This is a genomic window from Microbacterium sp. NPDC057407, from assembly GCF_042803895.1.
Classification (GTDB): Bacteria; Actinomycetota; Actinomycetes; order Actinomycetales; family Microbacteriaceae; genus Microbacterium.
Genome location: NZ_JBHVCA010000002.1, coordinates 546,449 through 569,559, shown reverse-complemented (window position 1 = coordinate 569,559; position 23,111 = coordinate 546,449). Strand labels below are relative to the sequence as shown.

The window sequence follows — 23,111 nt, the reverse complement described above, 5'->3', positions numbered from 1 at the left end:
TCCCCGTCTTCGGAACGGGGGCTGGCCCCCGGTCGCGTCGGGGTGGGCGTCGGATGTCGCGCCGCCGCGCGTCTCGCGAGGCTTGGCTCATGGTCTCCGCCGCGCCCTCGCCGCCCTCGCCGCCGCATCCCGCTCGTCCGCGTCGACGGCGCCGGCGCCTGGTGGCCGGGATCGCCCTCCCGCTTGTGGCTCTCATCGGGGCCGGGGCCGTCTGGTTCGGCGTGTCGTCCGTCCGGCCGACGCCCCCGCCCCCCGGCACCCTGACCTTCTCGAACGAGCTCCGGGTGCCCGCGCTGGCCGCATCGACGGTGGTCGACGGTGTGCGCGTGTTCCACCTCGACGTCGAGGAGGGGCGGACGGAGTTCGTGCCGCAGGGCGCGACGCCGACCCTCGGATACGACGGGTCGTACCTCGGCCCCACGCTGGTCGCCGCCCGCGGAGAGCGGGTGCGGGTCGAGGTCGCGAACCGGCTCGACGAGAGCACGACCGTGCACTGGCACGGGATGCACCTGCCTGCCGCGATGGACGGCGGGCCGCACACGCCCATCCGGGCGGGCGGAACGTGGAGCCCGGAGTGGACCATCGATCAGCCCGCCGCCTCACTGTGGTATCACCCGCACCTCCACGGGCGAACGCGGGAGCAGGTCGACGCGGGTCTGGCGGGCATGTTCCTTCTGACAGACGACGAGGAGTCCTCCCTGTCGCTCCCTCGCACGTACGGGGTCGACGACGTGCCGCTGATCGTCCAGGATCGCTCGTTCGCGGCGGACGGCGCCTTCGCGGGAGGTCCGAGCATGCAGTTCGACGGGGTTCTCGGCGACACGGCCCTGGTCAACGGCACCGTCGCGCCGTACTTCCAAGCGACGACGGAGCGAGTGCGGCTGCGTCTGCTCAACGCGTCGAGCGCGCGGATGTACGACTTCGGGTTCGCAGACGGGCGCTCCTTCGATCTGATCGCGACGGACGGGGGCCTCCTCGGCGCCCCCGTCGCATCGACGAGCGTTCCCCTCTCGCCGGGTGAGCGGGCGGAGATCGTCGTGTCGGTGCGGGCGGGGGAGCGGACCGTGCTCCGCTCGAGCGCCCCCGACCCGGCGCTCAACGCCGGCACTGCGGAGTTCGACGTCCTCGAACTGCGTGCCGCGGCGTCCCTCGCCCCTTCGCCGCCCGTTCCCACTGCTCTCGTCGCGCTCCCGCCGGCGGAGGGGGCGGATGCCGCCGCCGAGAGGTCGTTCGTCATGTCGGGGCACACCATCAACGACCGGGAGATGGACCTCGGACGCGCCGACGTCGTCGCCGCAGTCGACACCGCCGAAGTGTGGACGGTGCGCAACGACAACGCGCTCCCGCACTCGTTCCACGTCCACGGCACGCAGTTCCGCATCGCGAGCGTGGACGGCCGCTCCCCGCCGCCGAGGCTTTCGGGCTGGAAGGACACGATCGCGCTGGAGCAGGACCGCGAGTACCGGCTGCTGATGCGCTTCGAGCACGCCGATCCGAACACTCCGTACATGTATCACTGCCACCTGCTGTGGCACGAGGACCAGGGCATGATGGGACAGTTCCTGGTCGTCGAACCGGGCCAAGCGCCCGACCTGCGACGTCCCGAAGGAGACGATGATGACGACCACGACCACTGAGCTGTCGGCGGCGGAGGCGCCCCGCGAACGGTCCGCCGGATTCTGGACCGACTATGGCCGAGCGTGGGCTCGCACCCCCGGGAGCGCGCTCTACCTGCTGGTCGTCTTCGTCCTCGCGATGGTGTCGCTCACCGTGCTGGCGGGGCTGCTGTGGAGCGGGATCGGCCTGCTCGTCGTGATCGTGGGCGTGCCCATCGTGGTGGGGACCCTCCTGGTCGCCCGCGGATTCGGGGTGGCGGACCGCTATCTGCTGCGGCTGACGGGGCGCCCCGCGATCGAGGAGCCGGAGTGGAACCGCGACGCTCCGGACGCCACCGGCTTCTGGGTGACGCTGACCCGTCCCGTCCGCAACGCGCACTACTGGGTCTACCTGGTTCACGGGATGGTGGTGAGCCCGCTCATCAGCACGGTGTCGTTCGTGCTGACCACGGTGTGGCTGAGCGTCGGGCTCGGCGGACTCACCTACTGGTTCTGGGGCGCGTTCCTTCCTCGCGGCGATGGCGGCGACTGGGGCGGTGCGGTCGCCGATGCACTCCCGTGGCTCTTCGGCGGATGGTCGGATACGGCGATCGAGGTCGTCCTGTACCTTCTCGCCGGCATCGTGTTCACCTTCACCCTGCCGTGGGTTCTCGGCGGGCTCGCCCTCGGCCACCACGCGGTGGCGAACGCGATGCTCGGTCGCTGGAGGTCCGATGACCTGGCCGCCGAGGTCCGGGCCGAGGCGGCCGCGCGGGGAGCGGCCGTGCATGCCGAGGACGTCGCACTGCGGCGGCTCGAGCGCGACATCCACGACGGACCGCAGCAGCGCCTCGTGCGGCTGCAGCTCGACCTCGCGGCGCTCGAGCGCCGCGCCGAGTCGGGAGACGCGGATGCCGCAGCCGAGCTCGCCCGCGAGGCGCGCGGCCACGCGAAGGCTGCCCTCGATGAGCTGCGGGCGCTCTCCAGCGGCGTCGCCCCGCCGCTGCTGCAGGATCGAGGGCTCGCCGCTGCCCTCGCCGCCACCGCGGCCGGCACCCCGTTGGTCGTCCACACCGACATCGACCCTGCGATCGACGCGGCGACGTCGCCGGAGGTCGCGCGGACGATCTATTTCGTGGTCGCCGAGCTGATGACGAACGTCGTCAAGCACTCCGGCGCCACCGGTGTCACCGTGAAGGCGTCGCTGCGCCCGTCGCCGAGCGGCGTGTCGTCTCTCCTGGACGTGTGGGTGGTGGACAACGGGCGCGGTGGCGCGGTCTTCTCGCCCGGTCACGGGCTGGAGGGTCTCCGCGAGCGGGTCGCGGGCCTGCGCGGGATGCTCGTCGTCGACAGCCCCGCCGGCGGGCCGACATCGGTGGGCGTGCACGTGCCGTTGTCGGCGGTGCTGTGATGGCGGATCCCTATGCTGTGAGCATGGTCGCCGATCGGTCCGCGCCCGTTCGGGTCGTGCTCGTCGAGGACTCCGTGCTCCTGCGAGAGGGCCTCGTACGGCTCTTCGACGAAGCGGGATACGTGACCGCCGGAGCGTGGGGCGACGCGGACGACATCGTCCGCCGCGTCCGCGACGCGGGGGCGGATGTCGCGATCCTCGACGTGCGGCTGCCACCCGGCTTTCGCGATGAGGGCATCCGGGCCGCGCTGACCCTGCGCTCCGCACTCCCGGAGCTGGGCATCCTCGTGCTCAGCCAGTACGTGGAAGGCGTGTACGCGCGAGAGCTGCTCGCCGGCGGCGAGGGAGGCGTCGGCTACCTCCTCAAGGACCGCGTGACGTCGCTCGAGGAGTTCACCGATGCGGTGCGCCGTGTGCGCGAACGCGGGACGGTGCTCGACCCGCTGGTGGTGCAGGGCCTCCTCGCGGCAAGGCCCGATCCGCTGTCGACCCTCACCCCGCGCGAGAAGGACGTGCTCACGCTCATGGCCGAGGGGCGCAGCAACGCGAGCATCGCGCAACGGCTCTTCATCGGGGTGGGCGCCGTCGAGAAGAACATCAGCGCGATCTTCACGAAGCTCGGGCTCGAGGAGTCCGGAACCGAGCACCGCCGGGTGCTGGCGGTGCTGGCGTTCCTCCAGCGCGGCTGACCCGACGGCAGACGCCCCCGGGAACTCTTCCCGGGGGCGTCTTCAGCACGCAGCTGCGCGGTTACTCGGCCAGGTGGGCGAAGAGGAACCAGCGGTCCTTCTCGAGCGTCTCCTTGATGCCGATCGCGACGTCCTGGCTGGTGAGGTCGAACTCGTCGAGTCCGTCGATCGCCGCCTGCACGTCGGTGATGACGACGTCCATGTCGGCGATCACGTCACGGATGAGGGCATCCCACTGCGTGAACCCGGCCGGCACGGCCGTCTGGGTCTTCGCGGCGACGGTGCCCACGCGGGCGTCGATCGGCAGCCCGAGGGCGACGATCCTCTCAGCGGCCTGGTCGGCGCCCGCCTGGGCGTTGGCGACGACGGAGTCGAGGAGCTCGTGGATCGCGATGAAGTTCGCGCCCCGGACGTTCCAGTGGGCCTGCTTGCCGTTGACGGCGAGGGCCTGGAGGCCGAGAACGACGGGAGTGAGGAACTGGGCGCTGGCGGCAGCCACGGTCGGGTCGGCAGCGGTGGCGGGGGTGGTGTTCGTCTTGGGCATCTCTCGTCTCCATCTTCAGGAAGGCGTCTGTCGGCGCGCGCCCTCCGGTGCGTGTAACGCTACTCACGCCCCGTCATTCCGCAAGCAAGAGAAGGCTCCGCTTACCGTGGCCGCCTCGCCGGGCGCGCCCTCGTTTCCGGATTGTCGGGTTCGACGGGTTAACGTCGTTGAGTGCCCTCCGCAGACCACGACCTCGGACCGCAGCATCTGCGTCAGCCCGCGACCACGGTGACGAGCGAGCCGCGCGATCGTTCTCCCGAGCACGCCGAGCCGTCGAGATTCCTTCCGCACGTGCAGGGTCTGCGTGCGATCGCGGTGCTCGCCGTGGTGCTGTACCACTTCTGGCCGGCCCGGTTCTCCGGCGGCTACGTCGGCGTCGACATCTTCTTCGTCATCTCGGGTTTCCTGATCACGTCGCATCTGACGCGGGAGCTGACGGCCACGGGGACCGTGCGTCTGGGCCAGTTCTGGGCGCGTCGGGCGCGGCGCCTGCTGCCGGCATCCCTTCTCGTGCTGCTGTTCTGCGCGCTCGTGGCGATGACGCCGTACCTGACGCCGACGTCCGCGCTCCCCAACGAGGTGCGCGAGATCCTCGCCTCCACGTTCTACGTCGAGAACTGGTACCTCGCGCTCAACTCCGCCGACTACCTGAATCACGGCGGCGAGCCGACGACCGTTCAGCACTATTGGTCGTTGTCGCTCGAGGAGCAGTTCTACGTCCTCTGGCCGCTGCTGATGCTGCTGGCCGCGTGGGCGGGCGTACGATTCTTCCACGGAGCCCGTCGACGCGCCGTCGTCATCACTCTCGCGGTCGTGTCGGTCATCTCGTTCGCGTTCTGCGTGATCTTCACGATCACGAACCCGGCGCCCGCGTACTTCGTCACGTTCGGCCGCATGTGGCAGTTCGGCGTCGGAGCGATGATCGCGCTCGTCCCCGCCCTGCGCGTCCGCAACGCCGTCGCCAGCTTCCTCCTCGGCTGGGGAGGGGTGGTGGTGCTGGTGTACGTCATCTTCCAGTTCGACGGCCAGACGCCCTTCCCCGGATACATGGCTGCGCTGCCGACCCTGGCCGCCGCGGCCGTCATCGCCGCCTCGAAGACCGAGCGATGGTGGTTCCCCACGCGGGTGCTGTCGATCCGTCCGGCACAGTTCGTGGGCGACATCTCGTACTCGCTGTACCTGTGGCACTGGCCGCTCATCATCATCGCCCCGTCCGTGCCGTTCTGGGGCCTCACGATCTACCACCGCGTCGCCCTCCTGGGGCTCTGCTTCGTCCTCGCGTGGTTGACGAAGCGTTTCGTCGAAGACCCGGTGCGCGGCTGGAAGGTGCTCACGTCGCGTCCTGCGCGCGTCACCCTGTGGAGTTCGCTCGCGGCCATGCTGGTCGTGGCGGGCGTGGCGACGACCGCCTGGCTCGTCAACGCGCCCGCGTACACCGCCGGCTCCCGCGCCATCCAGGAGCTCCGCGAAGACCCACCGCCGTGCTTCGGTGCGGCTTCCGTGCTGGACGCCTCGTGCGCGACCGCCGATTTCGGCGACACCATCCTGCCCGCACCGGGATTCGCCGGAATCGACCGCCCGCAGGAAGAGGAGTGCTTCGTGCAGTTGACCGATGCCCGCCCGGTGTCCTGCACCTTCGGGTCGGACGATCCGGACGCCCCGCGCGTCGCCCTCATCGGTGACAGCCACGCCTACCAGCTGCTGTCGACGTTCCAGCGGATCGCGGAGGACGAAGGATGGCAGCTCGTCACCTGGTTCAAGGGCGCGTGCCCGTGGAACACCACGCCACTCGCCACGCCGGGCGCGTTCGGTGACGCGTGCACGCAGTGGCGCCAGGGAGTGTCCGACGCTCTCGCCGAGGCGGACGTCGACGCGGTCTTCACGGCGGCGATCGCGACCACGCCGTACTCGTCGGCGGGTCATGCCTCCGCGTATGACGCCGCCGTCGCCGGCTATGTCGAAGCGTGGGACGAGGTGCTGGACCGCGGCATCCCTGTCATCACCGTCGTCGACAACCCGGTCTGGGAGACCGATCCGAACAAGTGCCTGCGGACACGTGATCAGTCCGAATGCGCCGGGCCGCGCGCCGACCTGCTGACCGCGGACGACCCGCTGCGGGGCGCGGCCGCGCAGCGTGACGCTGTCACGCTCCTTGACTTCACCGACGTGTTCTGCGATGACGACACGTGCTCTCCGGTCGTGGGCGGCGCGAACGTGTACCGCGATCAGGACCACCTCACCGTGACCTTCGCCGACACCCTCGCTCCGTGGTACACCGAGGCGATCCGCGAGCGGCTGGATGCGGGCACGCCGTAGCGCGCGACGAGGTGACGTCGCCTAGGGTCGTCCCATGACGATCTCCCACGACGCCGCCGTCCTCACGGTCGCGGGGCGCTCGCCCGAGGTGCACGCGGAGGCGTTCGTGGCCTCCGGGGCACGCGTGATCGGGGCGGTGACTCTCGCCGAGGGTTCGAGTGTCTGGTACAACGCGGTGCTCCGCGGCGACAGCGACGCGATCGCGGTGGGCGCGGGGAGCAACCTGCAGGACAACGTGTCGGTGCACGTCGACGCGGGACACCCGGTGGTCATCGGCCGCGATGTGTCGGTCGGGCACAACGCCGTCGTGCACGGCTGCACGATCGGGGACGGCTCCCTCATCGGCATGGGCAGCGTGATCCTGTCGGGAGCCCGCGTCGGCAGCGGATGCCTCGTGGCAGCGGGCGCGGTCGTGCTGGAGGGTACCGAGATCCCGGCCGGGTCGCTCGTCGCCGGCGTGCCGGCCAAGGTCCGCCGGACGCTCACCGACGAGGAGCGGGCGGGCATCATCCGGAACGCCGAGACGTATCGCGCGCACCTTCAGGCGCATCGCGCCTCCGTCGACGCGACGGACTGACCGGCGCAGGTCAGGACGACGGGGCCTTCGGGGGCGGATGGTGCGTCCCCCGGTGGACTTCGTACAGGCGGACGTGACCGGGCCAGGACGGGTCGTTCACGATCGGCTGATCGTCCATGAAGAGGCGGATGACGTGGGCCAGCTGACCCGGATGACTGAAGTTGATCGCGTGCGCCGCTCCCTCGAGCAGCACCACCAGCACGTGGCTGTCGGTCTGACTCGCGACCTCGTTGATGCGATGCGCGTGGGGGAGAAGGGGATCCCGCTCTCCCAGCACCACCAGCGTGGGGATGCGCATCTCCAGCAGGCGCTGGAGTGAGGGATACTGCGTGAGCGCCTTGAACATCCGCATCGTGCTGGGAACCCCGAAGCGCACGTAGTCGGGCACCGCGACCCGAGCCATCCGCGTCGGTTCACGGGGGGCGTCCTTCGACAGCTGCGCGATCGCCCGCCGCAGCGGCTGGTTGAAGAGGCCGCCTGCGGGCGACACCAGCACAGCCCGATCGATGCGCTCGGGATAGTGGTGGGCGAACTCGATGATGACGGGGCAGCCCATCGAGTTTCCGACGAGCGTGGCTTTGTCGACGCCTCGATCATCCATGAAGTCTCGTGCCGCGGAGGCGAGGTCCGGGATGTCGAGCATGTCGCGGCGCTTGCCGCTGCGGCCGAAGCCGGGGAGGTCGGGCACGAAGGTGTGGAACTCGTCGGCGAGGCGCTCGGCAGTCGGCAGAAGGTAGCGGCCCGACAGCCCGAATCCGTGGACGTGCATCATCACGCGGGCATCGACGGGGACGCGGGGCGACTCCCGGTAGAACACGTCGACGCCGTCGATCCGCGTCCATTTCTCCGCCAGGCGCGAGGCGGGGCGCCGGGGGAGCTTGCGGGGCTTCGGCGCGCCCGCCGGCGTCGTCGGTCTGGTCATCGCACTCCCTTCGTGGCGCACGGGATCTGCCTCAGCGGAATTCTCGCGCCCAGGCGCTGTTCGCATAAGGACGAGATCGGGAAATCACCCTCCGCGAGGGAGTCGCCCGCTCTCGTCATGCGAACGAAACCATCCAGTGCCAGAATGCGCGTGATGACGAATGTGACGATCCAGGGGCGTACGCCCGATCCGGAGTCGGTTCCCGAGCGCTCCCGCTCGCGGCGCTCCATCGCCGAGAAGATCCGTGCGATGGGTCTCGGCCGCTCGGGTGCGCTGCTCCTCGTGATCGCGACGGCTGTCGCGATCGGGTGGGCGAACCTCGCGGGCGGCTCGTACGAGGCGTTCTGGGACACCCATCTGACGGTCGGCGTCGGCGACATCCAGCTCGACTTCACCCTGCACGCGCTCGTGAACGACGCCCTGATGGCCATCTTCTTCTTCACGGTGGGTCTGGAGGTGCGGCGCGAGTTCGCGATCGGCGAGCTCACGAGCTGGTCTCGCGCCGTGGTGCCGGTGGTCGCCGCCGTCGCAGGACTCGCCCTCCCCGCCCTCGTGTTCGCGCTCGTCGCGATGGGTTCCGGATACGAGCACGCCTGGGGCGTCGTGATCTCGACAGACACGGCCTTCCTCGTCGGGGCCCTCGCGCTCGTGGGCCCGCGCGCGCCCGGGCGCCTCCGCGTCTTCCTGCTCGCCCTGGCCGTCGTCGACGACATCGGGGCGCTTTCGATCATCGCCCTCGTCTACACCGAGAACTTCGACCCGATGCCGCTCCTCATCGCGGCCATCGGGCTCGTCGGCGTCTACTTCACGCGCTACCTTCCGATGGGTCGCGGTCCCGTGTACGGCACGCTCGCGATCATCGTCTGGCTGGCGTTCCTCGCCTCGGGCGTCCACCCGACGCTGGCCGGCGTCGCCATCGCGCTCCTCGTCCCGGTGTACCGTCCCGATCGGCGTGACGTCGAGCACGCCCTCGAATTGGCTCGCACGTTCCGGCAGTCGCCCAACTCCGAGTACGCGCGCGCCGCGGCCAACAGCCTCCGCGAGTCCATTTCCATCAACGAGCGGCTGCAGTCCGCGTACGCGCCGTACGTGGCCTTCGTCATCCTGCCGCTCTTCGCCCTCGCGAACGCCGGAGTCGAGCTGAGCCCCGAGATCCTCGCCGGTGCGATTTCCTCTCCGCTCACGTGGGGCATCGTGGCCGGACTCGTCGTCGGAAAACTGGTCGGCGTGCTCGGTTCGACGGCACTCCTCAAGCTCTTCCGGCTGGGCGAGTTCGGCCCGGGGCTCACCCTCGACCGCCTCGCCGGCGGCGCCGCGCTGTGCGGCATCGGCTTCACCATCTCGCTGTTCATCGTCGGCCTCGCGATCTCGGACGAGGACGCGCAGAATCAGGCCCGAGTCGGAGTTCTGGCGGCCTCGGTCATCGCGTTCCTGCTCGCGACGATCCTGTTCCGCGTGTCGGATGCCATCCGTCCGCGAGAGGACTCCGGCCAGACCCTGGCGCGGCCGGTCGATCCGCGCCGCGACCACGTGTTCGGGTCGCCCGACGCGCCGTACACGATCGTGGAGTACGGCGACTTCCAGTGCGGCTTCTGCCTCAAGGCATCCGGATCCATCCAGGAAGTCCACGAAGTCCTGGGCGACCGACTCCGGTACGTGTGGCGTCATGCCCCGCTGACGAACATCCACCCCAACGCGCTCGCCGGCGCAGAGGCATCCGAGGCCGCCGCGCTCCAGGGCAAGTTCTTCGAGTTCGAGCGCGGGCTGTTCGCCGATCAGGAGAACCAGCGGCCGTCCGACATCGTCCGCCTCGCGCGTGGCCTGGGGCTCGACGTGGACCGGTTCGAGAAGGACCTCACGTCCCCGGAGGTCACCGGACGCGTGCAGGACGACATGCTCGACGCCGAGGCGATGGGGATCACCTCGGTGCCGACACTCTTCGTCAATGGCCGCCGGCATGTCGGGCCCTATGACGCCCAATCGCTGATCCGCGCTCTCGAAGAGAGCGAGCGCGAAAACGCCGGTGCCGACCTGGCCGGGCAGAAGTAGCCTGAGTCCGATGGCATCGACACCGGAATCCACCCCTGACCTGCAGCGGCCCACCCTCACCGACGCACAGTGGGAGCGCCTGTGCGGCTTCGGCGTGGCGGAGAGCGTCGCGGCGGGCGACTACCTGTTCCGCTCCGGAGATCGCGACTACGACCTGCTCCTCGTCGAGGACGGCGAAGTCGAGATCGTCCGCGACTCGCTGTTCTGGATCGGCGAAGCCGTGATCGCCCACTCGGGGCCCCGCACCTTCGTGGGCGAACTCGGGCTGCTCAACGGCCAGGGTGCCTTCCTCTCCGCGCGCGCGACGCAGCCGACGCATGTGCTCCGGGTGTCTCGATCCGAACTTCGCCGGCTCATGGCCGAGGACGACGAGCTGTGCGACATCATCCTGCACGCGCTGTGGGCACGGCGTGAGTCGCTGCGACGCGGACCGGCCGCGCTCACCCTGAAGTTCGTCGGCCAAAGCTCGTCCAGCGATTTCCTTGCGCTGCAGCGCTTCGCCGAGCGCCTCGATCTGGTGCACAAGTCGGTCGAGGTGGGCCCGGAGGATCTCGGAGCGCATGCCAAGCTGGGGGTCTCCACGGACGACCTCCCGATCGCGTACATCCAGGGCGAGCCGATCACCCGCGCCACGCCCGGCATGCTCGCCGAGCGACTCGGGCTGGCGTATGAGGCGGCGGGCGACGAGGTCGTCGATCTCGTCGTCGTCGGCGGTGGCCCCGCGGGCCTCGCCGCAGCGATCTACGGCGCCTCGGAGGGGCTCAGCACCGTGCTGCTCGACGCGGTCGCGCCGGGGGGCCAAGCCGCGTCGACGTCCCGCATCGAGAACTTCCTGGGATTCCCGTTCGGCGTCAGCGGGGGAGACCTGATCGGTCAGGCCAGCCTGCAGGCGCTCAAGTTCGGAGTGCGCGTCTACGCCCCCTGCGAAGCCGTGAAGCTGGAGCCCGCCGGCGATCTCCTCGACATCACCCTCGGCGATGGCCGCATCATCCGCTCGCGGACGGCGATCGTCACGTCGGGCGCGAGCTACCGGCGGCTGAATCTGGAGCGGTGGTCGGACTTCGAACGCGCGGGCATCTATTACGCGGCGACGCAGCTCGAGCTGCGGCAGGTTTCGGAGTCGCCCGTCGTCGTGGTCGGGGGAGCGAACTCCGCGGGCCAGGCGTCGCTGTATCTGGCGGCCAACGGATGCCCCGTCCACCTGGTGGTGCGCGGCACCGACCTCGGCAGCCGCATGTCGTCGTACCTTGTCGATCGACTCATGGAGGAGCCGCGCGTGCAGGTTCACCTCGGTTCGCGGGTGGTCGGACTCGACGGCGCCGCCGCGCTGGAGAGGGTGCGCATCGACAGTCTGGGCGAGGTCGACGCGCGCGGGCTGTTCTGCTTCATCGGCGCCGATCCCGCCACGGGCTGGCTTCCCGCGCTGGACCGTGACGCGGACGGGTTCCTGCGGACCGGAACCGACGTCGCCGTGCAGTCGCTGGAGCATTGGCAGCGCATGGGCCGCGAGCCGCTACCGTTCGAGACATCGCTGCCTCGCGTGTTCGCCGCGGGCGACGTCCGCCGCGGCTCGATGAAGCGCGTGGCGGCCGCGGTCGGCGAGGGCTCGAGTGCCGTGGCATCCGTGCATCGGGCTTTGGCGGGATGAGCCCGGGACCTGCCGCTCGAGAGGAGCCGAGTCGTGCCTGGTGATATCGACGTCGACGTGCCCCCCAGCGGACCCGGCTGCGCCGAATGCGAAGCGGTCGACGGTTGGTGGGTGCACCTGCGCCGCTGCGCGGCGTGCGGGCATGTCGGATGCTGCGACTCATCGCTCGGACAGCACGCCACCTCCCACGCGAGGCAGACGGGCCACCGTCTGGTGCAGAGCTTCGAACCCGGTGAGGACTGGTGGTGGGACTACGAGGCCGACGACTGGGCGGACGGCCCGCCGCTGGCTCCTCCCACCAGCCGGCCGGACGATCAGCCGTCGCCCGGACCGCGAGGACGTGTGCCGCTGGACTGGAGGGCGCTGCTCACCGCCGCGGGCCGCTGAACCGTCGCCCGCGGGCCGGTTCCGACCGGCATCCACGCGAAAGCTCCGGCGCACCGCCTGGAGGCGGTCCGTCGGAGCTGTGGAGGGGATGACGGGAATCGGCCACTCCGCCCCTCCACTCGCCGCTGCGCGGCGCGCGGAGCCTCCGCGGAGCGGGACCGCCCGCTGCGGGTCGGTCCCTACGGCATCCACGCGAAAGGTCCTGCTGCGCCGCCTGCGGCGGCACATCAGGACCTTTGGAGGGGATGACGGGAATCGAACCCGCACCATCAGTTTGGAAGACTGAGGCTCTACCATTGAGCTACATCCCCGTGAGCCCGCGGACGGGCACCGACCAATCGTAGTACATCGAGCCGGTCATGCCGATTCGACCCGCGAACCCGACGCTCCGACGTCTTCCACGACGACGCGGTGGGGGAGTGGCCGCACGAGACCCTCGCCGGCGCGGAGTGCCGCGCCCGGCGGGTCGGGCGGATCTGAGGCCCGCGCAGAAACGGGTCGGGCGCGTCGGCTAGACTTCGAGGGGCCGAAAGGCGCACGCACGCGTGCGAACCCGCCCGGGGCGTAGCTCAGCTTGGTAGAGCGCCCGCTTTGGGAGCGGGAGGCCGCAGGTTCAAATCCTGTCGCCCCGACAATCACGGCCGCAGATTCCGCGAAACCAGACTTTCAGCCGCCGCGCTCGCGCGCGGTCCGATAGAGGAGAACGAAGAGGCATGGTGAACAGCACCGTCGAGAAGCTCAGCCCGACCCGGGTGAAGCTGCACATCACGGTCACGCCCGAAGAGCTCAAGCCGAGCATCGCGCACGCGTACGAGCACATCGCGCAGGACGTGCAGATCCCCGGATTCCGCAAGGGCAAGGTCCCCGCGCCGATCATCGATCAGCGCATCGGGCGTGTCGCGGTGCTCGAGCACGCGGTGAGCGAAGGCCTCGACGGCTTCTACCGCCAGGCCGTGGAGGCCAATGAGCTCCGCGTGCTGGGCCGTCCGTCGGCCGAAGTGACCGAGTGGCCGAACGAGAAGGACTTCTCGGGCGACCTCGAGGTCGAGGTCGAGGTCGACGTGCGCCCCGAGTTCGAGCTGCCGTCCTTCGAGGGCACCACGGTCGAGGTCGACGCCATCGAGGTCGACGAGTCGGCCATCGACGCCGAGCTCGACCGGCTGCGTGCCCGTTTCGGCACCCTTGTCACGGTCGACCGCCCCGCGGCGTCGGGCGACTTCGTCGAGCTCGACCTGGTCGCGACCATCGACGGCGCCGAGATCGACCGCGCCGAGGGCGTCTCGTACGAGGTCGGCTCGGGCGAGCTGCTCGAGGGCATCGACGAGGCGATCGACTCGCTCACCGCGGGTGAAGACACCACCTTCCGCTCGAAGCTGGTCGGTGGCGACCACGCCGGCGAAGAGGCCGAGGTCTCGGTGACGGTCAAGGCCGTCAAGGAGCGCGAGCTGCCCGAGGCCGACGACGACTTCGCGCAGATCGCGAGCGAGTTCGACACCATCGCCGAGCTGCGCGACAGCCTCAAGGAGCGCGTCGGCCAGCAGTCGACCTTCACCCAGGGCTCCGCTGCGCGCGACAAGCTCATCGAGCAGCTCCTCGAGCAGGTCGACATCCCGGTTCCGCAGCAGCTCATCGACGACGAGGTGCACAACCACCTCGAGGGCGAGGGCCGTCTCGAAGACGACGTGCACCGCGCCGAGGTCGCCGAGGCCAGCGAGAAGCAGTTCAAGACGCAGATGCTGCTCGACAAGATCGCCGAGTCGGTCAACGTGCAGGTGTCGCAGGACGAGCTGACCCAGTACCTGGTGCAGTCCGCCGCTCAGTACGGCATGGCGCCGCAGGACTTCGTCAACGCGCTGCAGGAGGGCAACCAGCTCCCCGCCATGGTGGGCGAGGTCGCGCGCAACAAGGCTCTCGCCGTCGCCCTCGGCAAGGTGTCGGTCGTCGACACGAACGGCAACCCCGTCGACCTGACCGGCTTCGTCGCCGTCGAGGACGAGGCAGAGGCTGAGGACGAGGTCGTCGAAGAGGCGCAGGAGATCGCGGATGCCGCGGCCGACGCAGACGCCGTGATCGAGGCCGAAGAGAAGAAGCCGGCCAAGAAGGCGTCGAGCAAGAAGAAGGCTGCGGCCGACAAGGAGTAGTCGCGACAGCGACAGGGGACGGATGCCGCGGCATCCGTCCCCTTCTCATCTGAGGAGACCGGATGGATTGGCAGAGCAGGGTCGACGCCGTCTGGGCCGATGTCGGACTCACCGACGACGAACGCATCGCTGCCATCGACGCACTCGCGAGCGAGCTGCCGGCGGCCGACGCCCGCGGTCTTTTCGAGCGGGCTGGCGCGCACGACGCCGCCGGTGCCGAGGCGGAGGCCGAACCGCTCTACCGCGCTGCGCTCGAGGCCGGTCTGGATGAGGAGCGCCGTCCGCAGGCTGTGATCCAGCTCGCCAGCACGCTGCGCAATCTGGGGCGTTCCGACGAAGCGGTCGCCCTCCTCCGCACGGAGATCGACAGAGAGCCCGCCTCACCTCTTCGCGACGAAGCGGCGGCGTTCCTGTCGCTGGCGCTGGCCACTGGAGGAGACGCGCTCGGCGCGGCATCCGTTGCGCTGCTCACGCTGGTCCCGCACCTCCGCCGTTACCGAGGCGCGGTCACGCGGTACGCCGAAGATCTCGCCGCATCGCGCGGCTGATCTGCCCAGGGCGAACACGGGCGGGTCGCCCGCGGCGCGCCGGTAGATTCGATGGCACGACCACGGAATCAGGAGTACACATGGCCGAACCACTTGTCGCGACGAGCGTCTTCGACAGGCTGCTGAGGGACCGCATCATCTGGCTGGGGTCGGAGGTGCGCGATGAGAATGCCAACGAGATCTGCGCGAAGATCCTCCTTCTCGCCGCCGAGGACTCCGAGAAGGACATCTACCTCTACATCAACTCGCCCGGCGGCTCGATCACGGCCGGCATGGCGATCTACGACACCATGCAGTTCGTCCCCAACGACATCGTCACGGTCGGCATCGGCATGGCGGCGTCGATGGGTCAGCTTCTGCTGACAGCGGGCACGAAGGGCAAGCGCTACATCACGCCCAACGCGCGCGTGCTGCTCCACCAGCCTCACGGCGGATTCGGCGGCACGGCGAGCGACATCCAGACGCAGGCGCAGCTCATCCTCGACATGAAGAAGCGCCTGGCCGAGATCACCGCGGCGCAGACGGGCAAGAGCGTCGAGCAGATCAACGCCGACGGCGACCGCGACCGCTGGTTCAGCGCCGACGAGGCGCTGGAGTACGGCTTCGTCGATCACATCCGCGAGTCGGCTACCGATGTGGTCGGCGGCGGCGGCACCGCGGCCTGACGGCTTCGAAGGCGAAAGAGAGAGAACCCGCAATGCAGACCCCCACCTTCGGACCCGCAGGCACGGCAACCCAGGGCCTCCAGATGCCCGGCAGTCGCTACGTCCTTCCGCAGTTCGAGGAGCGCACCGCCTACGGCTACAAGCGCCAGGACCCCTACAACAAGCTCTTCGAGGACCGCGTCATCTTCCTCGGCGTCCAGGTCGACGACGCCTCGGCCGACGACGTGATGGCCCAGCTCCTCGTCCTCGAGAGCCAGGATCCCGACCGCGACATCATCATGTACATCAACTCGCCCGGCGGCTCGTTCACCGCGATGACGGCGATCTACGACACGATGCAGTACGTGTCGCCGCAGATCCAGACCGTCGTCCTCGGCCAGGCTGCCTCGGCGGCGGCGGTGCTCCTCGCCGCCGGCGCCCCCGGCAAGCGTCTGGCGCTGCCCAACGCTCGGATCCTGATCCACCAGCCCGCGATGGGCGAAGCCGGGCACGGTCAGGCGTCCGACATCGAGATCCAGGCCCAAGAGATCATGCGCATGCGCACCTGGCTCGAGCAGACGCTGTCGAAGCACTCGAACAAGAGCGTCGAAGAGGTCAACAAGGACATCGACCGTGACAAGATCCTCTCCGCCGAAGAGGCGGTCGCGTACGGTCTCGTCGACCAGGTCCTGACGACCCGCAAGCGGACCCCCGCCGCTCTCACGAAGTAAGCGCGGCGCCCAGCCCCGTCGCCCCGGCCGGGGCGGCGGGGCTTCGCTGTGGGCGGAACGCGCGCGAGCGCGACGCGTGTCGCAATCCCACCGCATGTCGCTTCGAACGATTAGGCTCGGAGGACAGCCGGGGAGACGGCCCGGACGCGATGAGAGGCAGCCGCATGGCACGAATCGGTGAGAGCGCCGACCTGTTCAAGTGCTCCTTCTGCGGGAAGAGCCAGAAGCAGGTCCAGCAGCTGATCGCAGGGCCGGGCGTCTACATCTGCGACGAGTGCGTCGAACTGTGCAACGAGATCATCGAAGAGCGGATGGCCGAGTCCAGCTCAGGGGTCGTCACCGACTTCGACCTGCCCAAGCCCCGCGAGATCTTCGGGTTCCTCGAGGAGTACGTGGTCGGGCAGCACGCCGCCAAGCGGGCCCTCTCCGTCGCCGTCTACAACCACTACAAGCGCGTCCGCGCCCATGGCACCATCCAGTCCGCCGAGCAGCGGGCCGACGAAGTCGAGATCGCGAAGAGCAACATCCTCCTCCTCGGCCCGACGGGGTGCGGCAAGACCTACCTCGCCCAGACGCTGGCGAAGCGTCTCAACGTCCCGTTCGCCGTCGCCGATGCGACCGCGCTGACCGAGGCGGGCTACGTCGGTGAAGACGTCGAGAACATCCTGCTGAAACTGCTGCAGGCCGCCGACTTCGACACCAAGCGGGCCGAGACCGGCATCATCTACATCGACGAAGTCGACAAGATCGCCCGTAAGGCCGAGAACCCGTCGATCACCCGTGACGTGTCGGGCGAGGGAGTGCAGCAGGCGCTGCTCAAGATCCTCGAGGGCACCGTCGCATCCGTCCCGCCTCAGGGCGGCCGCAAGCACCCGCATCAGGAGTTCATCCAGATCGACACGACGAACGTCCTGTTCATCGTCGCGGGAGCGTTCGCCGGGCTGGAAGACATCATCTCGTCGCGGGTCGGCAAGCACGGCATCGGCTTCGGTGCGCCGCTTCACAACAAGGGCGACGACCTCAGTCTGTTCAGCGAGGTCCAGCCCGAAGATCTGCACAAGTTCGGGCTCATCCCGGAGTTCATCGGGCGTTTGCCCGTCGTCGCGTCTGTGTCGCCCCTCGACCGCGAGGCGCTCATGGAGATCCTCACCGAGCCCAAGAACGCGCTGGTCAAGCAGTATCACCGCATGTTCGAACTCGACGGCGTGGCACTCGAGTTCGACCGCGAAGCCCTCGAGGCGATCGCCGATCTGGCGGTGGAGCGCAAGACGGGCGCGCGTGGTCTGCGTGCGATCCTCGAAGACGTCCTCGGCCCGATCATGTTCGAGATCCCGTCCACCGATGACGTCGACAAAGTGATCGTCACGCGCGCGGCCGTCGAAGAGGGCGCACCTCCCACGCTGGTGCTTCGGCAGAAGCGCAAGAGCGCCTGACTGACGCCCCGCTCGTCGCGCGCACCCGGACGGATCACCGTGTCCGGGGGTCCGTCTAGCGTGACGGTGTGCCGACACCCACGCCGTTCGCCGTTCGCATTCCGGAGCGCACGCTCACAGACCTGCACGCGCGCCTCGATCATGCCCGGCTGCTGGCCGACTCACCGCGCAAACCCTGGTCTGGAATGTCGGCCGCTTATCTCGCCGAGCTCGTGTCCTCCTGGCGGTCCTTCGACTGGCGCGCTCGCGAGGCGTGGCTGAACGAGCACCCGCAGTTCACTGTCGCACTCGATGGGGCAGACATCCACTTCGTGCACCGTCCTTGCGCAGACGAGAAAGCGCCCGCGCTTCTGGTCATGCACGGGTGGCCGCACACGTTCGCCCTCCAGCTCGCTCTCGCCGACCTCCTCCCCGACTTCCACCTCGTCGTGCCGAGCCTTCCCGGCTTCGGATTCTCGTCGCCGTACGCCGACGCGCCGATCACCGCGCCCCGGCTCGCGCGGACGATGCACGCCCTCATGACGGACGTGCTCGGGTATCGCCGATACCTGACGTACGGTGAGGACGTCTCTGCGAACGTCAGCGAACTGCTCGCCGCCACCTACCCCGAGTCGGTCACCGGCATCATCGCCACGCACGCGTTCTTTCCCTCCCGTGCCGAGCGCGCACGGCTCGCGGACGAACGCGAGCGGGCATTCTTCGCGCGCATCGCCGACGATCACGAGCGTCACGGTGCCTACGGCCACGTTCAGGCCACGCGGCCCGACACGATCGCTGCCGCACTGAACGATTCGCCTGCGGGCCTGCTCGCGTGGCTGACCGAGAAGCTCGCCGAGTGGAGCGACACGCCCCACGACCACCCCGCACGCCTCGAAACGCGGATCAGCCGCGACCGCATCCTGACCGAGGCCACCATCTATTGGGCGACGCAGTCGATCGCGTCATCCTTCCGCCCGTACTACGAGGGTGCAGACACCCCGGATCCGATCCCCGAGGCGCCGGTGCCTGCCGCTGTCTTCATCCAGCGGCACGAAGCCGACTACCCCGAGTCGCTCGCCCGCGCGCACTACCGCGATCTTCGCGTGTTCGAGCGTCTCGAAGAGGGCGGGCATTTCACGGTCGCGGAAGTTCCCGAGTCGATGGCGCATCGCATCCGTGCCTTCGCGCGGGATCTTCGGCTGCTGTGATGCGGCGCCACGTCGTGATCAGCTCGCGAGGCCTCGGCGTTCGAGGAGCGGCTGGATCTCGGCGTCTCGTCCCCGGAAGTCCCGGTACGCGGCAAGCGGGTCCTTCGCCCCGCCGACGCCGAGCAGACGCTCGCGGAACCGGTCCCCGTTCTCGCGGGTGAGCCCTCCGTTCTCGCGGAACCACTCCACCGTGTCGGCGTCGAGGACCTCGCTCCAGATGTAGGAGTAGTAGCCGGCGCTGTAGCCGCCCGAGAAGACGTGTGCGAAGTACGTCGACGAGTACCTCGTCGGCACGACCGGATTGTCGAGGCCGATGTCGCGGAGAGCCGCGGCTTCGAACTCGGCCACGTCGATCTGCTGGGCTGCGGCGTTCACGTCCAGGGAGTGCCACGCCTGATCCAGCCACGATGCGGCCAAGTACTCGCTGGTGGCGAATCCCTGATTGAACGTCTCCGATGCGCGCAGTCTTTCGACCACGTCGGCGGGCAGCGGTTCTCCGGTGTCGACGTGGCGTGCGTAGGCGCCGAGGATCTCGGGCCAGTAGATCCACATCTCGTTGACCTGGCTCGGGAACTCGACGAAGTCGCGGAAGACGTTGGTGCCCGCGAAGTGGGGGTACGTCACCGTGGCGAACAGTCCATGGAGCGCGTGCCCGAACTCGTGGAAGAGCGTCGTCACTTCATCGAGCGTGAGGAGGGTGGGCTTGCCGGGCGCGGGCTTGGGTACGTTGAGGTTGTTGACGACGACCGGGCGCGTACCGCGGAGCCGTGACTGCGAGACGATCGAGTTCATCCACGCTCCACCCCGCTTGGTGTCGCGCGTGTAGAGGTCGAGGATGAACAGGCCCAACTCCGAACCGTCGGCGTTGTGGATCTCGAAGGGACGGGCGTCGGCGTGGTACGCCGGGATGTCGGGGCGTTCGGTGAAGGTGATCCCGTACAACGCGGACGCCGCCCGGAACACGCCGTCCTGCAGCACGCGCTCGGCTTCGAACCACGGTCTCAGGGCTGTGCGATCCACCTCGTACTGGGCGGCGCGCACCTTCTCGGTGTAGTACGCCCAGTCATGGGCTTCCAGCGGGAAGGGGTCGGACTCCGCAGCGATCACCGCCTCGAGGGCGGACTGCTCGCGGTGCGCGTTCCGAGCCGCCGGCGCGGCGAGACGGCGCAGCAGGTCGTGGACCGCCTGGGGCGAGCCGGCGGTCTCGTCGGAGGTGACGTATGCGGCGTGTGTCTCATAGCCGAGAAGAGCGGCGCGCTCGGCCCGGAGCAGGACGATCTCGAGCAGCACGGCCCTGTTGTCGTGTTCGTTTCCTCGCGAGCCACGCGAACGCGAGGCATCCAGGATCCGCTTGCGGCTGCGGCGGTTCGTCAGGGATGCGAGATACGGATGCCCGGTGAACAACGTCAGCGTCACGACGTAGGATCCGTCGAGCCCGCGATCCGATGCCGCCTGGGCAGCCGCGGAGAGTTCGCCCTCGGTGAGCCCGTCGAGCTCTTCCGCTGCGTCGAAGACGACCGCCAGCTCGTTGGTGTCGTTCAGGAGGTTCTTCTCGAATGACGTGGTGAGCGTGGACAGGCGCTGGTTGATCGCGGTGAGTCGCTCCTTCGCGGCCGAGTCCAGGCCGGCGCCCGCGTGGCTCATCTCGCGGAAGTGCCGTTCGACGAGATAGCGCTCCTCGTCGCCGAGGTCGAGTGTCTCCAGCTGATCGTGCAGCGTCTTGACGCGCCAGAAGAGGTCCGGGTCGAGCTGGATCGAGTCCTGGTGAGCGGCCATCAGCGGAGCCAGCTCTTCCTCGATCGCCTGGATCTCAGGTGTCGCGTCGGCCGATGAGACGGTGTAGAACGTCCGCGCGACGTCGCCGAGGAGCTTTCCGCTCTCTTCGAGCGGCACCATCGTGTTCTCGAAGGTCGGCATCGACCGGGCCCGCGTGATGGCCGATACCTCCCGCTTGTGCTCCTCGAAGGCCTGGCGGAACGCCGGCAGGTAGTGCTCGGGCCGGATCTGCCTGTAGTCGGGGAGGCCGTAGGGGAGCGGACCGGGGGACAGCAGCGGGTTGTCGTTCGGCATGCCCTCAGCCTAACGAGGCTGCGGCAGGTACCGACGTTGCTTTGCAAACATTCTGTTGCAAAGAAATCCTTGCAAAGGAGTGTTTGCATGGCTACGGTGTCCTCATGGGAACCACGGAGAGTGCCGACTCGGCGGATGCCGTCAGCCGTGCCGAGCAGCGGCACAACCAAGACCGCGTCCTGGATTCCGGGGCCCTTCGCGCCTTGGCCCATCCGCTGAGAGTGCGGATCTACGACATCCTGAGCCAGTACGGCCCACAGACCGCCAGCTCCCTGGCGGAGCGACTGGGGGAGTCCACCGGCTCTACGAGCTATCACCTACGGGCGCTTGCGAAGCACGATCTGATCCGCGAGGCGGCCGACCGCGGGACCGCACGGGAGCGATGGTGGGAACGGCCCGTCGGGGGTGTGTCGTTCGCCAGCCCCGACGCGATGACGACACCTGCGGGTCGCGCCGCGACACAGGTCGTGATGAACGAGTTCCTGCGCAATCGCAACGACCAGCTGCTCGACTTCGTCAACCGCGGCATCGACGGCGAGGACGAGATCTGGCAGGACGGCACGCTCATCTCGACGGCGACCGCCCGGCTGACCCCTGAGCAGAGCAAAGAACTCGCGCTGAGGATCATGGCCTTGATCGACGAGGCCGTCGACAACTACCGAGATCAAACCGGCGAGAACGTGCGACCCGTCACCATCAGGGCCGACCTCTTCCCGCTTCCGTCATTGGGAGAAAAGTCATGACCGCACTCATCGGTCCCCGGTCCGCGCGCGTCACGCGTTTCGAGCGGATGCTTCTGGTCACCGCTGCGGCGATGGACCGCTTCGTGGCGGGTCGGCTCGAGCATCGAGCGTCCTCGTCACGCACCTGGCCCGCGCGCTTCGCTGCCGGCGAGAGGCGCGCCGACGCAATGGCGATGGGCTCGATCGGGATGCTTCCGAGGTGACAGAGGCCGTCGACACGAGGCACGCCGACGACGGGGCCATCGCGAGCCGAAGGACCCCGCTCGGTCGGGACTTCGGGAAGCTGTGGACGGCGGCGGCCTTCAGCAACCTCGCGGACGGCCTGGGTCGCGTCGCGGTTCCTCTGATCGCGACGACGCTCACCCGCGACCCGCTGGCGATCGCCGCCCTCGGCGCGCTCGCGTTCATCCCCTGGCTGGTGTTCGGCCTTCCCGCGGGAATGATCGTCGACAGATTCGACCGGCGGCGCATCATGGCGCTCGCGAACGCGCTCCGCGGTCTCGCCGCCGTCGCGCTGGCCGTCCTGACCGTCGCCGGGGCACTGGACATCTGGTGGCTCTTCGCGGCGACCCTTGTCTTCGGTCTCGGTGAGACGCTCTTCGACAACGCGACGAACGCCATCGTCCCCAACCTGGTCGAACGGCGCTCGCTCGACCGCGCGAACGGCTTCCTGCAGGCTGCGCAGATCACGATCGACAACTTCATCGCCACGCCCATAGGCGGCGTCCTGTTCGCGGTCTCGCTCGCGCTGCCTATGTGGGTGGGAGCCGCCGGCTACCTCATCCCGATCGTGCTGGCGGCGATGCTTCCGCTCTCCGCGGCCCGCCCGCTCCTCGACACGGAGCAGCCCGCCACCTCTCGTCCCTCGACGTCCGCCGCGCAGGCGATCCGCTACCTGCGGCGGCACCGGTTCCTTCGCTCGATGGTGGTCTTCACCGCCGTCGTCGGCTCCGCATTCTCCTTCGCGCAGGCACCGACGTTCCTCTACTTCCTCGACGAACTGGGCGTCGTCCCGGCGGCTATCGGGCTGGTAACGGCCGGGATCGGGCTGGGCGCGCTCGCGGGCTCGCTGATCGCGGGCACGCTCGTCGCGAGGTTCGGTCGCGGAGTGGTGATGCTCGGCGCCAACATCGTCGCCGCGGCATCCCTCGTCGCCGTCTGGGCGGCGCCCGAGATCGTCACCGGAACCGTCGCGTACGCGCTGATGGCCTGCGCCGTATCGGTGTGGAATGTGCCGTGGGGTGCGTTGCGTCAGGCGATCGTGCCCGGTCACCTCTTCGGACGCGTGCTGGGGATCATCCGCACGGTGACATGGGGCATCTTCCCGTTCGCCACACTCCTCGGCGGCTGGGTAGCCCGCTACGACCTGCGCTTGCCGTACGTGAGCGCCGGCGGGGTCACGCTCGTGGCGACTCTTGCGGCGGTGCGGCTTCTGCTCGAGGCCTCACGGCACACGACGCCGGAGGACTGAGCCGG

Annotated in this window: 20 protein-coding genes and 2 tRNA genes; 18 read left to right on the top strand and 4 right to left on the bottom strand. The window is 69.1% G+C overall.

Going from position 1 to position 23,111, the window contains the following annotated elements; genetic code table 11:
• Positions 1-89: 89 nt before the first annotated feature.
• Genes ACFUTX_RS07590 through ACFUTX_RS07580 form a run of 3 tightly spaced genes read left to right on the top strand, consistent with a single transcriptional unit; the run spans position 90 to position 3,695 of the window.
• Positions 90-1,637, top strand: coding sequence for a multicopper oxidase family protein (locus ACFUTX_RS07590; RefSeq protein ID WP_378862194.1), 1,548 nt, complete (start codon positions 90-92; stop codon positions 1,635-1,637).
• Complete coding sequence (locus ACFUTX_RS07585) at positions 1,618-3,006, top strand: sensor histidine kinase (RefSeq protein WP_378862191.1); 1,389 nt, start codon at positions 1,618-1,620, stop codon at positions 3,004-3,006. Before ACFUTX_RS07590 ends, ACFUTX_RS07585 begins: the two co-directional genes overlap by 20 nt.
• 23 nt (positions 3,007-3,029) lie before the next feature.
• Entirely contained in the window at positions 3,030-3,695 is a 666-nt protein-coding gene (locus tag ACFUTX_RS07580; protein WP_378862188.1) for a response regulator, read from the top strand.
• 61 nt (positions 3,696-3,756) lie between these two features.
• Here the strand turns inward: ACFUTX_RS07580 and ACFUTX_RS07575 are convergent, their stop codons facing one another.
• Positions 3,757-4,239 carry a Dps family protein gene (locus ACFUTX_RS07575; RefSeq protein ID WP_378862186.1) on the bottom strand — a complete coding sequence of 161 codons (483 nt, stop codon included), beginning with the start codon at positions 4,237-4,239 and terminating at the stop codon, positions 3,757-3,759.
• A 171-nt stretch (positions 4,240-4,410) separates the two neighbouring features.
• Here ACFUTX_RS07575 and ACFUTX_RS07570 point away from each other — a divergent pair, with 171 nt between their 5' ends.
• Together ACFUTX_RS07570 and ACFUTX_RS07565 are read left to right on the top strand one after the other, a co-directional pair.
• The gene (locus tag ACFUTX_RS07570; protein WP_378862183.1) at positions 4,411-6,555 is read left to right on the top strand and encodes an acyltransferase family protein; all 2,145 of its coding nucleotides are present in this window, start codon (positions 4,411-4,413) and stop codon (positions 6,553-6,555) included.
• Between the two features lie 34 nt (positions 6,556-6,589).
• Positions 6,590-7,132, top strand: a complete 543-nt coding sequence (locus ACFUTX_RS07565; protein ID WP_378862180.1) for a gamma carbonic anhydrase family protein — start codon at positions 6,590-6,592, stop codon at positions 7,130-7,132.
• Between the two features lie 10 nt (positions 7,133-7,142).
• Here ACFUTX_RS07565 and ACFUTX_RS07560 read toward each other — a convergent pair whose 3' ends face one another.
• Entirely contained in the window at positions 7,143-8,054 is a 912-nt protein-coding gene (locus ACFUTX_RS07560; protein ID WP_378862177.1) for an alpha/beta fold hydrolase, read from the bottom strand.
• 153 nt (positions 8,055-8,207) lie between these two features.
• On the opposite strand from ACFUTX_RS07560, the gene nhaA reads away from it, so the two are divergent.
• Genes nhaA through ACFUTX_RS07545 form a run of 3 tightly spaced genes read left to right on the top strand, consistent with a single transcriptional unit; the run spans position 8,208 to position 12,138 of the window.
• Positions 8,208-10,103, top strand: a complete 1,896-nt coding sequence (gene nhaA, locus ACFUTX_RS07555) for a Na+/H+ antiporter NhaA (RefSeq protein WP_378862174.1) — start codon at positions 8,208-8,210, stop codon at positions 10,101-10,103.
• 10 nt (positions 10,104-10,113) lie between these two features.
• Entirely contained in the window at positions 10,114-11,751 is a 1,638-nt protein-coding gene (locus tag ACFUTX_RS07550; protein WP_378862171.1) for an FAD-dependent oxidoreductase, read from the top strand.
• A 33-nt stretch (positions 11,752-11,784) separates the two neighbouring features.
• The gene (locus ACFUTX_RS07545; protein ID WP_378862168.1) at positions 11,785-12,138 is read left to right on the top strand and encodes a UBP-type zinc finger domain-containing protein; all 354 of its coding nucleotides are present in this window, start codon (positions 11,785-11,787) and stop codon (positions 12,136-12,138) included.
• 237 nt (positions 12,139-12,375) lie between these two features.
• Here ACFUTX_RS07545 and ACFUTX_RS07540 read toward each other — a convergent pair.
• A tRNA-Gly gene (locus ACFUTX_RS07540) sits at positions 12,376-12,449 on the bottom strand.
• A 247-nt stretch (positions 12,450-12,696) separates the two neighbouring features.
• Between ACFUTX_RS07540 and ACFUTX_RS07535 the strand changes: the two genes are divergently transcribed.
• The 7 genes from ACFUTX_RS07535 to ACFUTX_RS07505 all read left to right on the top strand — a co-directional run bounded on the left by ACFUTX_RS07535 (position 12,697) and on the right by ACFUTX_RS07505 (position 18,822).
• Positions 12,697-12,770, top strand: a tRNA-Pro gene (locus ACFUTX_RS07535).
• 81 nt (positions 12,771-12,851) lie between these two features.
• Positions 12,852-14,279 (top strand): trigger factor, encoded by a 1,428-nt coding sequence (gene tig / locus ACFUTX_RS07530; protein WP_378862165.1) that lies wholly within the window; start codon positions 12,852-12,854, stop codon positions 14,277-14,279.
• A 62-nt stretch (positions 14,280-14,341) separates the two neighbouring features.
• Entirely contained in the window at positions 14,342-14,827 is a 486-nt protein-coding gene (locus ACFUTX_RS07525) for a tetratricopeptide repeat protein (RefSeq protein ID WP_378862163.1), read from the top strand.
• Positions 14,828-14,907: 80 nt separating this feature from the next.
• Positions 14,908-15,492, top strand: coding sequence for an ATP-dependent Clp protease proteolytic subunit (locus ACFUTX_RS07520; RefSeq protein ID WP_378862160.1), 585 nt, complete (start codon positions 14,908-14,910; stop codon positions 15,490-15,492).
• Positions 15,493-15,524: 32 nt separating this feature from the next.
• Entirely contained in the window at positions 15,525-16,202 is a 678-nt protein-coding gene (locus ACFUTX_RS07515) for an ATP-dependent Clp protease proteolytic subunit (RefSeq protein WP_378862157.1), read from the top strand.
• 164 nt (positions 16,203-16,366) lie between these two features.
• Complete coding sequence (clpX, locus tag ACFUTX_RS07510; RefSeq protein WP_378862154.1) at positions 16,367-17,635, top strand: ATP-dependent Clp protease ATP-binding subunit ClpX; 1,269 nt, start codon at positions 16,367-16,369, stop codon at positions 17,633-17,635.
• A 68-nt stretch (positions 17,636-17,703) separates the two neighbouring features.
• Positions 17,704-18,822: an epoxide hydrolase family protein gene (locus ACFUTX_RS07505; protein ID WP_378862151.1), complete on the top strand. Its 1,119-nt coding sequence runs from the start codon at positions 17,704-17,706 to the stop codon at positions 18,820-18,822.
• A gap of 18 nt (positions 18,823-18,840) precedes the next feature.
• Here the strand turns inward: ACFUTX_RS07505 and ACFUTX_RS07500 are convergent, their stop codons facing one another.
• On the bottom strand, positions 18,841-20,892 hold the full coding sequence (locus ACFUTX_RS07500) for a M3 family metallopeptidase (protein WP_378862148.1): 2,052 nt from the start codon (positions 20,890-20,892) through the stop codon (positions 18,841-18,843).
• 104 nt (positions 20,893-20,996) lie between these two features.
• Here ACFUTX_RS07500 and ACFUTX_RS07495 point away from each other — a divergent pair, with 104 nt between their 5' ends.
• The 3 genes from ACFUTX_RS07495 to ACFUTX_RS07485 are packed head-to-tail and all read left to right on the top strand — an operon-like array spanning position 20,997 to position 23,106.
• Complete coding sequence (locus ACFUTX_RS07495; RefSeq protein ID WP_378862145.1) at positions 20,997-21,635, top strand: ArsR/SmtB family transcription factor; 639 nt, start codon at positions 20,997-20,999, stop codon at positions 21,633-21,635.
• On the top strand, positions 21,632-21,838 hold the full coding sequence (locus ACFUTX_RS07490; protein WP_378862142.1) for a hypothetical protein: 207 nt from the start codon (positions 21,632-21,634) through the stop codon (positions 21,836-21,838). The genes ACFUTX_RS07495 and ACFUTX_RS07490 overlap by 4 nt, the downstream gene beginning before the upstream one ends.
• Positions 21,835-23,106: an MFS transporter gene (locus ACFUTX_RS07485; RefSeq protein ID WP_378862140.1), complete on the top strand. Its 1,272-nt coding sequence runs from the start codon at positions 21,835-21,837 to the stop codon at positions 23,104-23,106. The genes ACFUTX_RS07490 and ACFUTX_RS07485 overlap by 4 nt, the downstream gene beginning before the upstream one ends.
• Positions 23,107-23,111: the final 5 nt, after the last annotated feature.

What these genes read in the sequence shown, in the direction of transcription:
- ACFUTX_RS07590 (WP_378862194.1), top strand. Translation starts at nt 90, where the DNA reads ATGGTCTCCGCCGCGCCCTCGCCGCCCTCGCCGCCGCATCCCGCTCGT.
- ACFUTX_RS07585 (WP_378862191.1), top strand. Translation starts at nt 1,618, where the DNA reads ATGACGACCACGACCACTGAGCTGTCGGCGGCGGAGGCGCCCCGCGAA.
- ACFUTX_RS07580 (WP_378862188.1), top strand. Translation starts at nt 3,030, where the DNA reads ATGGTCGCCGATCGGTCCGCGCCCGTTCGGGTCGTGCTCGTCGAGGAC.
- ACFUTX_RS07575 (WP_378862186.1), bottom strand. Translation starts at nt 4,239, where the DNA reads ATGCCCAAGACGAACACCACCCCCGCCACCGCTGCCGACCCGACCGTG.
- ACFUTX_RS07565 (WP_378862180.1), top strand. Translation starts at nt 6,590, where the DNA reads ATGACGATCTCCCACGACGCCGCCGTCCTCACGGTCGCGGGGCGCTCG.
- ACFUTX_RS07560 (WP_378862177.1), bottom strand. Translation starts at nt 8,054, where the DNA reads ATGACCAGACCGACGACGCCGGCGGGCGCGCCGAAGCCCCGCAAGCTC.
- nhaA (WP_378862174.1), top strand. Translation starts at nt 8,208, where the DNA reads ATGACGAATGTGACGATCCAGGGGCGTACGCCCGATCCGGAGTCGGTT.
- ACFUTX_RS07550 (WP_378862171.1), top strand. Translation starts at nt 10,114, where the DNA reads ATGGCATCGACACCGGAATCCACCCCTGACCTGCAGCGGCCCACCCTC.
- tig (WP_378862165.1), top strand. Translation starts at nt 12,852, where the DNA reads ATGGTGAACAGCACCGTCGAGAAGCTCAGCCCGACCCGGGTGAAGCTG.
- ACFUTX_RS07525 (WP_378862163.1), top strand. Translation starts at nt 14,342, where the DNA reads ATGGATTGGCAGAGCAGGGTCGACGCCGTCTGGGCCGATGTCGGACTC.
- ACFUTX_RS07520 (WP_378862160.1), top strand. Translation starts at nt 14,908, where the DNA reads ATGGCCGAACCACTTGTCGCGACGAGCGTCTTCGACAGGCTGCTGAGG.
- ACFUTX_RS07515 (WP_378862157.1), top strand. Translation starts at nt 15,525, where the DNA reads ATGCAGACCCCCACCTTCGGACCCGCAGGCACGGCAACCCAGGGCCTC.
- clpX (WP_378862154.1), top strand. Translation starts at nt 16,367, where the DNA reads ATGGCACGAATCGGTGAGAGCGCCGACCTGTTCAAGTGCTCCTTCTGC.
- ACFUTX_RS07500 (WP_378862148.1), bottom strand. Translation starts at nt 20,892, where the DNA reads ATGCCGAACGACAACCCGCTGCTGTCCCCCGGTCCGCTCCCCTACGGC.
- ACFUTX_RS07495 (WP_378862145.1), top strand. Translation starts at nt 20,997, where the DNA reads ATGGGAACCACGGAGAGTGCCGACTCGGCGGATGCCGTCAGCCGTGCC.
- ACFUTX_RS07490 (WP_378862142.1), top strand. Translation starts at nt 21,632, where the DNA reads ATGACCGCACTCATCGGTCCCCGGTCCGCGCGCGTCACGCGTTTCGAG.